This is a genomic window from Hungatella hathewayi WAL-18680, assembly GCF_000235505.1.
In the GTDB taxonomy this organism is placed as follows: domain Bacteria; phylum Bacillota; class Clostridia; order Lachnospirales; family Lachnospiraceae; genus Hungatella_A; species Hungatella_A hathewayi_A.
Genome location: NZ_JH379027.1, coordinates 3,238,723 through 3,250,903, shown reverse-complemented (window position 1 = coordinate 3,250,903; position 12,181 = coordinate 3,238,723). Strand labels below are relative to the sequence as shown.

Sequence of the window (12,181 nt, the reverse complement as noted above, 5' to 3'; positions counted from 1 at the left end):
ATACCCCATAATAAGCATTATGCGGTATCAAAAATCATTTCTGAAGGATTTTTCCTTCGTGATATAGTCTATTATACCCATTTTCGTAAAAATTGCAAGATTTAAAATGGAAAAGATTGCAAAATGTGAGTGAGAGTTCGCAGAAATGTGGTGAAATGGACAGGGAAACCCGGTGATTGGGCCTTTGGGCTGAAATCGCCTTTTTGGCGTGTCACGATTTGTGAAAGCAGGTTTCCGTATTCTGAAAATCATTCAAAATTATCCGGATAATTGTCTGAGAGGCCACCGGAAGGCCATTATGTTCCTCCAAGTTCCCCATCTAATATGTTCCGTTTTCAAACAGCCAACCCTGTAATGCTTATTACAGAGTAAAGGAAGGTGCCAGCCCGTGGAGACGGTCGAGAACAGGGGGCAGTCCCGCAGACAGAAGCGGAAAGTGCATGGGATAAAAGAAGAAAAGAGTTCTCATTTTCGTACCGTCTGTTTTGGCGGCTTCGAAGAAGGACAGGTGCTGTGTTATCTTTGGGACCTTGTGAAAACACTGGAAGCAGACCAGGGGAAGAAACGGAGAAGCCCCGAAGCAGCGGAGCGGACGGGGAAGCAGATCCGCCTTCGATTTCGTGTGGAGATGAGACGTTATTTTTCGAGACGAAGGCGCAGAAATGTGAAACTGATTATGGGAACGCTGGCGTTGGCGGCCGGTGTGGCCGGAATCTTTGGTTTTGTAGTTGGAATCGACAGGGTAGTGGGTAATTCCATGTATCCCTATCTCAATAACGGAGACTGGGTCATATACAGTCGACAGCTGGGAAGTGAAATTTCCAGAAATGAGGTAATTGTGTTTGATAAATATGGGGAAAACTTCGTAAAACGTGTGACAGGACTGCCAGGAGATACGGTTGAGATCAGTAAATCGGGAGGACGTGTGATCGTGAACCATGAGGAAGTTCAGGCGAATTATGTAATTTTGACGAAACCGGGAGAAGGAGAAATGGAGAGCCGGATGAGCCAGCCAATGACCGTGATGGAGGACCAGTATCTGGTGCTGGGAGATAACCGTGGAGTGTCCATAGACAGCCGTGACAGCAAGATCGGCACGGTGCCGCGGGAGGATATCCTTGGAAAAGTGATCCTGATTATCAGAACAAGCGGATAAGTATAAAGAAATGCTGGAGGATATTGATATGAGCCATTTTAGACTACATATGAAGGAGAAAAAAAGGGATTACCGAAGCTGGTGGCTGTTTGGCATTGCGGGGGTATTGCTGGCGCTGGTGGGAAGCTATGCGGTTCATAGTATCGGAACAGCCCGTGCGAAGAGCCGTGAGACGGTACTGCTCTCGACGGAGGAAGAGTTCGAACAGTATCTGCTGGATACGGAGAGCGGAGATTACAATCTAAACGGGAGATACCGGCTGGAAGAGGACCTGGACTTAACCTGGCTGTATCAGTCAATTGGGACAAATTTAGAGCCATTTACCGGCACATTGGATGGTAACGGCCATGTGATAAACGGTCTTACAAGGCCGTTGTTTGGTGTGATGAAGAATGCGGAGATAGAAAATTTGTATTTGAACAATGCAGTGATAGAGAATCCGTTTACCTATTATGATGGGGAACATTATGTGGATGGATACAGTGTGCTGGTGGCCTATGCAGTGGATTCCGTGATTCGAAATTGTGGGATGGATGGGGAGATCTATACGGCGAGTCCATCGGAAGCGGAATATCTATTGGAGAAGGCAAGTCCGTCAGATGCAGATGCTTTGAGTGGCCCGGGAGTGAAACATGCAGATGAATTAGAGCGTGGGCCGGAACTGACGGGAGAAACGGAGACGGCGGAAATAACACAGCCGGAAGAGGATTTAGTGATATCTTCCACAGAAGCTGGAGGCGGCCCTGGAATGACGGAAGGCGGCGGTGATACCTCATCCGCACAGCCGGAAAAGGAAACGGAGACAGAACCGTCAATTGGACCGTCCGGTGAAACCGGAGAAAGCAGTGAAACCGAAGAAAGCAGTGAAACTGGAGAAAGCAGTGAAACTGGAGGCGGCAGTGAAGACGGAGGGGGAAATGAGACTGGAGATGCCAGTGAAACCGAAAGTGCCAGTGAGACTGGAGATGCCAGTGGGACCGGAGATGCCAGTGGGACCGGCGGGACGGAACCGATGGAGAAACCAGCCGGGACGGAGACAGAACAGGATCAGGTAGAAATGGAACCGACACAATCAGAGACATCCCACGGCACGGCAGAAACAGACAAAACAGATGGAGATGCCCAACTTCCGGGGAATTCTGCGGATGAACCGGTTAAGGCAGAAGGAATCGTGTCAGCAGCAATATACGTAGAAGACGAATTAATGGAAACCGTTGGATATGATCCGGTCACCCGCCAGCTGCTTGAGATGAAGGTGCCTTCCGTCATGGATGTCAATATAGAAGAATTTCTGGAAGCTACCCCGTCAAATGCAGCGGAGGAAGAGTACTCTGCAGGCACCCCATCTGATGCCATGGAATCCGGGGAGGAAATGACGAGTGGGACGGAGGAACTCCAATATGTGGGGAACCCCTTTGATGATAGATACATACTGGTAACCGCGGACCGCGTTGCAGCGGGAGGCCTTGTGGCCCAGACAGCAGGAAAGACCCTGATTTCTAATAGCTTTGCCCTGGTAACCATAGAATCAGAGTTAGAAAATATTGACACCTATACAGGTGGCGCGGTGGGGCTGATTGGAGAAGAGACAAGGGTAGAGAACAGTTATGTATCCGGTCTTGTGTATGGAAATGGAGTGACGGGAGGATTCAGTGCGGTCAATGACGGAAGCATCCAGGACAGTTATAGCACAGTGGCAGTTGGAGAACCAGGAACTGTGCGGGGGGCGTTTCATGCTATCGGGAATGGAAATCTGTCAGGCTGCGTTTATGACAGGCAGATGGCGTGTGTGGATGAAGAAGAGGAACCGGAACTGCAGCCTGCGACTATGGCAGAGGGAGAGGAGTTTACGCTGCAAGGTATGAATACCAGTGCCATGATGGGACCGGAAATGCAGATTCCCGGAACATGGTATACAACAGAACAGGCATATCCGCAGATTCCTTATTTTGCAGAACATGAACAGGAAATAATTGCAACGAATTCCAAGGTTTCTGCGATTGCGTTGATTTTACCGGAAGGGATGACTCTTCGTGATGTGTCAAGAAAGGAGGAGATGATTCTCCCGGCAGAGATGGATGGGCAGGAAATACAATGGAAGTCAGAAGAGAGGGCGGAACTTGTACCAGTCAATTCGACAGTGTTGAAGGCAAGTTTATATACCGTGGAAGAGAGTAAGGAACCAGAATCTGAAATAGCAGGGGAATCTTTCAGTCTGACTGCAGAAATAAATGGAGAGTCGAAAACATTTTTTGCAAAAACGAGAGCTGTGACAGCTGAATCGCCCATGACTACCTGGAGTGAAGCGGTGGAGAAAAGAGGGTGGGATGATAATTACCTAAAGAATCATACCGTAACGCTGCCTGATGGAAGAACGGTGCCAATGCTGGAAGGGGGATCCGGAGAAAGTGAAGCGGAGGCATATGTCGTTAACAGTCCAGAAGCATTAGCCTGGTTTGCCTATCAGGTGAATCATGACAATACTTATATCGGTAAATGTATGATCCTGGGAGCAGATATTGACTTAACTGGCAGTTCCTATGGCGGAAGTGCAGATACGCCTTTAATTTGGATTGGACTTACCAGTTTTAGCGGTGTCTGGGATGGAAATGGATTTACGATTGATTATCTTTATAATCAGAGTAACGGGTTAATTACTACTCTGACGGGAACAGTAAAAAGGCTGACAATCGGGGGAAATTCCAAAATAGTCACTAGTAACAGCATGGTGGGGTCAATTGCAGGTATATGTGATTCAGGAACGATTGAAGACTGTGCAAATTATGGTTCGGTCACAACATCCTTCATCCATTGCGGTGGTATCGCGGGATGGATAAAAAATAGTTCGACGATTAAGAGATGCGTAAATAGGGGGAATGTAGAGGGAAAACAAATGCCAGGAGGAATTCTCAGTTATATAGAAACTGTGGATTCCAGCCAAAACATAGTTACTCAATGTTATAACCTGGGAAAGGTTACAGCAACTGAGAGTTTGGCAGGTGGTATCTGCCCGGTAAACAACAATGAAAAAAACAAGACAACATCAACTGTCTTTTCAGATTGCTACAATGCTGGAATCATCGAGAGTCCAAATGGGGTATATCCGCTGATAAGGTATTCAAGCTGTCCGAATTCGTATTTTGACATAACGGTAATGCCATCAGGATCTTTTAATGGCTCCAGTGGTGCAAAAGGTTTGACGACAGTGCAGATGCAGTCCTGGGCATTGGCTTACGCGTTAAATGGACAGTCTATGAATGGCGCATGGACCTATAATCCCGATGGTTACCCTGGTTTTGGAACGCTCACCCGGCCGGACGACTGGTCAGCCATTGGACAGGGAGTGGTGGATGAATTGATTACTGCAGGTGCACTGACCACGGGGGATGGATTGGCGGATTCCCCATATCAGATTGAATCAGCGGTACAACTGGCGGCATTTGCTTGTCTGGTAAACAGCGGCAAACAGCCGGATGCCTGCGCAAAACTGATGAATGACATTACATTAAGCGGAGCCATTTACGGAGGAAGTGAGGATGAACCGATTCACTGGAATCCCATAGGAACAGGCACACACACCTATACGGGAACCTTCGAAGGCAATGATAAATTAATCAGCCGTATGATAGTCGAACATGACGATGCCGCAGGTCTTTTCGGACATGTGGGAGGCAGTGGTGTCATTAGAAATGTGGGCATCACGGCGTCATCCGTAAGTGGACAGACCGCAGGAACCCTGGCGGGAATAACCGCAGGAACATCGAAAATTACCAGATGCTTTAACCGTGGGGCAGCCGTGACAGGGACGGCCTGCGCCGGAGGAATTGCAGGCCGGGTTACGGAGACATCGGAGGTGGCAAGCTGCTACGTGCTGGAAGCAGACATCAGCGTCACCGGAACACCTGCCTATGCCGGTGGAATCGTTGGGGACGGAAGCGCCGGTACGATTCACAACAGCTATTATGCCGGTCTGACTGCTGGCAGTATCACCGGGACATCAGCCGGAAATACCGGTTCCATCAGCGGAAAATTGGGAGCCGATAACATTAACCAGTGTTACAGTGATCAATCACTTGCAGACAGAGGGAAAGTTTTCATGTTTGATCATTCAACCGATGCCCTGTGGCAGAGCCAGATAGATGGATTAAATACCTATGGGGGAAGCGAAGTTCAGGGAGAAAACCGAATCTGGTTCTCCAGTCTGACAGATGAGGCGACCAAGGGCATGCCGACGCTCACCGCCCCGGAAATGCTGACGGTAACTGTTGACCCATCTGCCGTCACGGAATCAGGCGGAGTTCTCAGTGGTGCTGTGGGTGTCTGGGGGAGCGGAACCGTTCCGTCGTCCAGCGTGCTATTGCGCAGAATCAGCCAGAAGACGGGGGCAGTATCGCAGCCGGGATTTAATCTGACAGCGGTTAACACAGTGACCGCCAATTTCCATATCTATGGAACAGATAACGCCCATCAGAATCTCGCTCTGGAAGCGGGAGGTACGGACCTGGCAGGATTGGCAGCATCCCTGGCGGAGCCATCCGCTTCTATCAGCAGCATGAGTCCTCTGAAACTATATAACGGGGCGGCATACAGCTTTCCGAACAGCCGCACCATTCTCCTGGAACTGGCGTCGAAAACGGGAAGCGGCATCGACACCATGGTTACCCGCTACGAGGTGCAGATAGAGATAAAAGGGGCGACGAGAAGCACCCTGGATATCACATTATCCAAAACAACGGCGAACATCACGTTGAAGCCTGGAAATACGCCGGCAAAAGCCTACTCAGACAGCATGTCCATAACGAACAATAACGATATTCCCATGCAGCTGGGTATCACCGGGGTAAATGCCAAGGAAGTTTCCGACAGCATTGATGTAAAGCTGGCGCTGGGGAACGGCAGTGACACCATTGATGACAGCATCCCTATTACCGATGAAAATCAGGGAGTGAAGCTGGGAATCAGAGGGAACTTTGCCACAGGCGGAAGTGTTGTGGAGAAGGAAGCCTATTATACGCCGGGAAATTACTGGATGACCTGTCAGATGGGGCGGGGGAAGACATTTTCGTATCAGTATTTTATGGAATACAGCCTGCTTCATATTGGACCGGAGCAGAGGTTCGGATTCGATATCATTTACCAGTTTGGAATCCCAACAGGGGATGTGGGCGATGAGATAAAGCAGGTGGTTGGAAGTTAAAGGGATATCTTCAGGAAGGTGGAGATTTTGCAACAGACAGGAGACAGGTGGAATGATATCTGAAAAGGGGAAATACAGCCACAGGAAAAGAAAGCAGAGGCGGGAGACAGCGAGAAGAGAGAGGAATATCCTTCTGCTCCTGGTGTTGACTGTGACAATTGCCACCGCCGGGATTGCCGTTACGGTCGTGTGGGGCTTTCCGGCATCCGTCCAGACAGGAAATGATATGATGCCGGATAAGCGCGCGGTCGACGGGCGGCTCCGCGCCAGAGAAGGAAATGGGGTGGAAGACGGTCAGTACCGGATTGTGATGAACCAGCTGCCCACCATGACGGAGGGGAGCCGGGAGTGCAATATCGAGTTTGAGAATCCGCATGAGAACCAATACAGTTCCCGGATAAGTCTCTATGAGACATCTGACGGAGCCTGTATCGGGGGTACAAAACGGGTGGAACCGGGAAAGTATGTGGAAACCATTGAACTGGACCGGACACTGGAGGCCGGGGAATACCCGGTGCTGGCGAAGATTGAACTCTTTGAGGAAATGGAGCCGGCCGGAGAACTGAAACTGGAAATCACATTGCGGGTGATAAAAGAATGAAATTCAGAAACATAAGAAATTGGAGCAGGGGAAGATGAGAAGTAGAAGAACGCATACCAATATAGCGGTAATCATTCTGGCCATGATATTCTGTGTGGCGGTGCTGGGAGGCGCCGGGTATTTCGTCTACACCCACAGACAGACGGAGATCCAGTACCCCCAGCTGGAGCCGGAGGCCCGTGTCCAGAGCGGAACGCTCCATGACCCGGCGGGGAGACAGGCGGAATTGGATGCCCTTGTCCGGGAGGGAATGCTGACGTTCTCTATCAATGCCACTCCATCCATGAGAGTGGGGGAAACGGAGGTCAATCTTCTGATTGAGAACCCGCCCGACAATGGGAACCGCTTTACCGTGACCATTAACCGGGAGGATACGGGGGAGGAAATCTATAAGTCCGGGTATTTGGACCCGGAGCAGTACATAGAGGAAGCGCCGTTAAATGTGGAGCTGCCGGCCGGGGAATATCCCTGTGTCGCCAATTTCGATGCGTACCGCATCAGCGATAATGCCTATATCGGAAGAGCATCGGCCCGCATTACCCTGTATGTGCAGAATTAAGAAGTGAGGATGAAAACAAGGATGGCAGGACAGGAAATACAGGAAAAATACAGGCAGGAGAAATCCGGAGGGGAAGAACCGGTGCAGAACAGGCATGGACAGAAAAAACGGGGGCACAGAGAGATAGGGCTTCTGATCTTGACGGTTCTTTTCTTTGCGGCCCTGCTGGCGGCAGTTCATTTCTATCTGCAGGGAAAGCAGCGGGAAGTGGAGACGGAAGGGCTGGTGTATGAGGCCAACATCGTGGAGGGGGATATTCCGGGGAAGACGCCGGAGGAGCGCCAGCGGGAACTGGATTCCATCGTGGAGGAGGGAATGCTGGCCATGTCCATCAATGCCACGCCCTGCGGAAAGACCACCGGGGCGGACAGAAGCATTAACTGGCTGATTGAAAATCCGTCCAATCAGGGGAAACTGATCCGGGTGGAGGTGTGGAGGGATGACACGGCGGAGAAAATCTATGAGACAGGAGCCATCCCGCCTGGAAACTACGTGGAAGCGGCTCCGCTGAGTGTGGAACTGCCGCCGGGGGAATACCGGTGTACCGCCAGATTTTATGCATACAAAGAAGATGAAACCTATATCGGCCAGGCTGCGGCCCAGATACAGCTGGTTTTGCAGGAATGAGAGGAGGAGGGCGCAAGTGAGAAGAAAACAGATATCTCGGATACCGGCCTTGAGTTTAGCCATCATTCTGAGTTTGACCGGCCAGTCTGTTCCTGCGGTGTACGGGGCGGATGACAGAATCTCCGTCACGGAGACGGAACTGTCGTTTGATATGGCTCTGGGAATTAAGTCGCTGGAGACGGAGATGTTTGGAACCATTGCGGTTTCCCTGATTTCCGTGACACTGCCGTCGGACGGAGTAGAATTTCAGGTCAACCCGGATGCCGGGTTTGACGCCAGGACAAATCCGGGAGGACAGATTATCGGGCCAGATGCCAGCAACTTTAAGGTCATCAACAACTCGGTGGTTCCGGTGCGGCTGGAGATCGCGGAGGTGGGGGCGGTAGGAGCCGGGGATGTCACATTTTCGGAGACATTTCCAGGAGGACCGGTCCAGTCCTTCCGCCTGGTGGAGCGGGTATCGGAGGTGAAGGAGCCGGGGACGGCGATACTGGTTCTGGGACGGGCGGATAGGCATTATACCGGAGATGCGGACTTTGAACAGTATGCGATTTATCCCGGAAAGAGAGGAATCCCCATAACGGACCTTCAGGCCGGTGAGGATGCCGGGCTCCAGATTTATGGGAAGGCGGCGGCCGATTTCTATGGCGCCTACCAGTTTACGGTGAAGCCGACACTGAAAATCAGCGCAGTACGGGCCAATTAAGTCCGGCTGGTTTAAATAAAAAGAACAAAAAACAAAAGGATACAGGAGGAAATGAATCATGAGGAAGAGAAAACAGTTGACAGCCCTGGCCCTTGCCATGGGGCTGGCGGTAACAGGAAGCATGGCATCATACGGGGAGGCAGGGGACCCGGCGGTGGAAAATGACGCCAGTCTATCAGCGGTCGGAACCACCCAGACAGAACTGCTGGGACGAATCAACGCAACCACGCTGAGTGTGACTTTGCCCATCACAGTGGCCTTCGATGTGGACCCAAGTAAATATGACCCATCACAAGCAGATTTTCTGACCCGCCAGATTGGCGCGCCAACGAACTACGATATCGTCAACAATTCCGCAACCCCGGTCTATGTACATATCAGCAAGGTTACCACGGGAACCGTAAGTGGCAGAGTCACCTCTACCTGCACACTGACCGATGATAAGGATGCTGTCGCTCTGGCGACCAACTTAAAATACGTGCTGCTGGCAATCAAAGACAGCACCGAAACCATCCCGGCCAATAATGCAGCCTTGAGTACTGGTTTTGGTTTCAAGGACAGCACGGCGAATTACACTTTAAAAGCGTCCACCAAAGGGAAAATCGACGCCGGAGCTACGATGAAGCTGAACATCTACGGCCTGACCAACAAAGGCTGGTCCCAGAATGACATCTTCTCCGTAAAACCAAGTTTCACAGTAGGATTGACGCCGACGATTTAAGGAAAGAATTAATAAAACAAAGACCACAAGCAGAAAGGAGAACCCATATGGCAACCAGAATCCCATGCACCCCCTTTGGCAAGAAAATGAAAATCGCAATGGTAGAACAGGACATCCCCCAGCAGGAGCTGGCGAAACGCTTAGGCATCGCCAATTCTACCGTCAGCGACATCATCTACGGCCGCAACCAGTGTGAGCGGACCAAGGAACGTATCGCGGAGACGCTTGGAATCAAGGGATAATATTCGATGAAAGAGACCGGAAAGTTGGAATGACTGGACGGTCTCTTTTTAGAATTTATTATATTTATCTCACAAAAATTATATGCTGGATTTTTTAGGCGGCGTGTGTTATAGTAAAAAAGCAGACGATAGGAGAAGGCCATAGAAATTGTCTATCTTATTTATTCAGAATATCAAATTATATTCCGTTTATCAAGTTATATTCAGGTGTTATTTCATCAGAAACTCAATCAATATCTTATAAAAAATTCAAAGATTAAAAATAATTAACAAATGTAGGAAAACTATTGTCTGTGAAGAAAAAACAAATTATACTTAAGGTAGATAAAAAACTATGCCGCCTACGGAAAGGCAGGCTGTGTGAAGAAAAGAGCAGATACATTCCCGTATGAGGATAGGGGGATGAAATATGCAGGGCAGAGTTTCGGAAAGGAATTATTGCCGTTTATAGGACTGGCGGAGCCGATAAGTGTGGCACCGACGGAGATAATTGAGTTGGAAATCCGGCAGATGTATGAAGATTTTAATTATGTGATGCAAGATGGGAGCTGGTCTCATTTTGAGTTTCAAAGTCGAGATGGGGGAGTAGAGGATTTAAAGCGCTTCCGGCAGTATGAGGTCAATGTCAGCAGCACTTATGGCGTGGCAGTAACAACTTATGTGGTTTACACAGGCAATGTGAGAAATCCGATGACCTCCTTTACAGAGGGAGTGAATACATATCGGATAATCCCAATATTAATGGGGGAGAAGGATGGAGACCAAATTATTGCAGGTGTGCAAGAGAAACTCAATGAGGGTGTCCCATTGACTAAACAAAATTTGCTGCCATTAGTTTTGACGCCGTTAATGTCCGGAACAGGCAGTATAGAAGAGCGGATAAAAACGATACTGACATTGCTGAAAGAAAGTGAAAAAAATGTAAATGAAAAATTAAGCATAGAGAATATCAAGAAATTGGAATCAATTGTGTATGCATTTGCAAACAAGTTTTTAAATCCCACGGAGCTGGGAAATGTGGAGGAGGTGTTGAAAATGTCATTATTAGGACAGATGATATTTGAAGATGGTATGGAGACCGGGATGGTGAAAATTGTGACTACGATGCTAAAAAAGAATAAAACTGCAGAAGAAATTCATAAAGACACTGATATTCCGATGAAACAGATAGTAAAGATAAAAAAATCTTTGGAAAGCTAATTTTAATTGCAAAAGTGCAGAGTTATCATGTTTGATAGTTCTGCACTTTTTTATTTAAGATGTTGTTGAAAAAATTGCCTGGATTGTATAAGATATACTTAATATTGATACAAAGGAAAGGGGGACTTTTTTTATTATGGAACAACGCAAAAATATGAACTGTATCACAGAGGAGATGCTAAAACAATACGGGCAGTATTTAAAAGAGGAGGAGAGAAGCCGGGCTACGGTGGAGAAATATGTTCGTGATGTGAGAAAATTTGAGGATTATCTGCATAGGTGTGGCGGAGAGGGATTGGATAAAGAGAGCGTGTTGGAATATAAACAGTATCTCAGGGAACATTATAAGACGACTAGTGTCAATTCCATGCTGGCGGCTGTCAACAGCTTTTTGGAATACATAGACCGCGGGGAGTGTAAAGTGAAGCTGCTCAAAATCCAGCGGGTCCAGTTCAGTGATAAGGAGAAGGAATTGACGGAGAAAGACTATGCGAGGCTGGTGCATACGGCGGAGCGGAAGGGGGATATTCGAATGAGCATGCTACTTCAGACCATTGGGAGCACCGGAATCCGAATCAGCGAGCTTCCGTTCATTACCGTGGAATCGCTGGAAACTGGGCGGGCGGATATTTACAACAAAGGGAAATCCCGAATCGCATTGCTGCCGGCGGAGCTGGTGAAGATATTGAAGAGCTATTGCCGGAAAGTGGGAATCCGGAGTGGAAGTATTTTTATTACCAGAAATGGGAAGCTGATGGATAGAAGTAATATCAGCAAACGGATGAAACTGTTGGGGAGAGAGGCAGGGGTGGACACGTCGAAGGTATTTCCTCACAATTTCCGGCATCTGTTTGCCAGAATTTTTTACAGCATCGAAAAGGACGTGGTCCGGCTGATGGATTTGCTGGGGCATTCCAGTATCAACACGACGCGGATTTACACCATGAGCACAGAGGAACAGCCCAGGAGGCAGATGTCGCGGATGCGGCTGGTGCTTGGCTGACAGCGGCTGTCACAGCATAAAAATAAAAAATACCCCATAATTGGTATTATGCGGTATCTAAAACATCTGACAGAAGGTATCAACCTTCGTAATATAGTCTATTATACCCACTTTCGTAAAAAATTGCAAGGTTTGAGTTGGAAAAAAATTGCATTTTATGGCGGAAGGA

Annotated in this window: 10 protein-coding genes; all 10 read left to right on the top strand. The window is 48.7% G+C overall.

Annotated elements, in window-relative coordinates; all coding sequences use genetic code 11:
* Positions 1 to 388 precede the first annotated feature (388 nt).
* Complete coding sequence (lepB, locus tag HMPREF9473_RS26300) at positions 389 to 1,156, top strand: signal peptidase I (RefSeq protein WP_006780931.1); 768 nt, start codon at positions 389 to 391, stop codon at positions 1,154 to 1,156.
* A 28-nt stretch (positions 1,157 to 1,184) separates the two neighbouring features.
* On the top strand, positions 1,185 to 6,353 hold the full coding sequence (locus tag HMPREF9473_RS27780) for a hypothetical protein (protein WP_006780930.1): 5,169 nt from the start codon (positions 1,185 to 1,187) through the stop codon (positions 6,351 to 6,353).
* A 52-nt stretch (positions 6,354 to 6,405) separates the two neighbouring features.
* Positions 6,406 to 6,954, top strand: a complete 549-nt coding sequence (locus tag HMPREF9473_RS14710; RefSeq protein WP_006780929.1) for a hypothetical protein — start codon at positions 6,406 to 6,408, stop codon at positions 6,952 to 6,954.
* Between the two features lie 34 nt (positions 6,955 to 6,988).
* Positions 6,989 to 7,513 (top strand): hypothetical protein, encoded by a 525-nt coding sequence (locus HMPREF9473_RS14705; RefSeq protein ID WP_006780928.1) that lies wholly within the window; start codon positions 6,989 to 6,991, stop codon positions 7,511 to 7,513.
* Positions 7,514 to 7,534: 21 nt separating this feature from the next.
* The gene (locus tag HMPREF9473_RS14700) at positions 7,535 to 8,140 is read left to right on the top strand and encodes a hypothetical protein (protein WP_006780927.1); all 606 of its coding nucleotides are present in this window, start codon (positions 7,535 to 7,537) and stop codon (positions 8,138 to 8,140) included.
* Positions 8,141 to 8,156: 16 nt separating this feature from the next.
* Positions 8,157 to 8,846 carry a hypothetical protein gene (locus tag HMPREF9473_RS14695; RefSeq protein ID WP_006780926.1) on the top strand — a complete coding sequence of 230 codons (690 nt, stop codon included), beginning with the start codon at positions 8,157 to 8,159 and terminating at the stop codon, positions 8,844 to 8,846.
* 58 nt (positions 8,847 to 8,904) lie between these two features.
* Positions 8,905 to 9,567 (top strand): hypothetical protein, encoded by a 663-nt coding sequence (locus HMPREF9473_RS14690; RefSeq protein ID WP_006780925.1) that lies wholly within the window; start codon positions 8,905 to 8,907, stop codon positions 9,565 to 9,567.
* A gap of 47 nt (positions 9,568 to 9,614) precedes the next feature.
* A complete protein-coding gene (locus HMPREF9473_RS14685) occupies positions 9,615 to 9,809 on the top strand; it encodes a helix-turn-helix domain-containing protein (RefSeq protein WP_006778881.1) in 195 nt (64 codons plus the stop codon).
* Positions 9,810 to 10,169: 360 nt separating this feature from the next.
* Positions 10,170 to 11,009, top strand: a complete 840-nt coding sequence (locus tag HMPREF9473_RS14680; protein ID WP_242830806.1) for a hypothetical protein — start codon at positions 10,170 to 10,172, stop codon at positions 11,007 to 11,009.
* A gap of 136 nt (positions 11,010 to 11,145) precedes the next feature.
* Positions 11,146 to 12,012, top strand: a complete 867-nt coding sequence (locus tag HMPREF9473_RS14675) for a tyrosine-type recombinase/integrase (protein WP_006780923.1) — start codon at positions 11,146 to 11,148, stop codon at positions 12,010 to 12,012.
* Positions 12,013 to 12,181: the final 169 nt, after the last annotated feature.

Bases quoted from the DNA above. Each gene is read 5' to 3' on its own strand.
- HMPREF9473_RS14710 (WP_006780929.1), top strand. From the start codon at position 6,406: ATGATATCTGAAAAGGGGAAATACAGCCACAGGAAAAGAAAGCAGAGG.
- HMPREF9473_RS14685 (WP_006778881.1), top strand. From the start codon at position 9,615: ATGGCAACCAGAATCCCATGCACCCCCTTTGGCAAGAAAATGAAAATC.
- HMPREF9473_RS14700 (WP_006780927.1), top strand. From the start codon at position 7,535: ATGGCAGGACAGGAAATACAGGAAAAATACAGGCAGGAGAAATCCGGA.
- HMPREF9473_RS27780 (WP_006780930.1), top strand. From the start codon at position 1,185: ATGAGCCATTTTAGACTACATATGAAGGAGAAAAAAAGGGATTACCGA.
- HMPREF9473_RS14705 (WP_006780928.1), top strand. From the start codon at position 6,989: ATGAGAAGTAGAAGAACGCATACCAATATAGCGGTAATCATTCTGGCC.
- HMPREF9473_RS14675 (WP_006780923.1), top strand. From the start codon at position 11,146: ATGGAACAACGCAAAAATATGAACTGTATCACAGAGGAGATGCTAAAA.
- HMPREF9473_RS14690 (WP_006780925.1), top strand. From the start codon at position 8,905: ATGAGGAAGAGAAAACAGTTGACAGCCCTGGCCCTTGCCATGGGGCTG.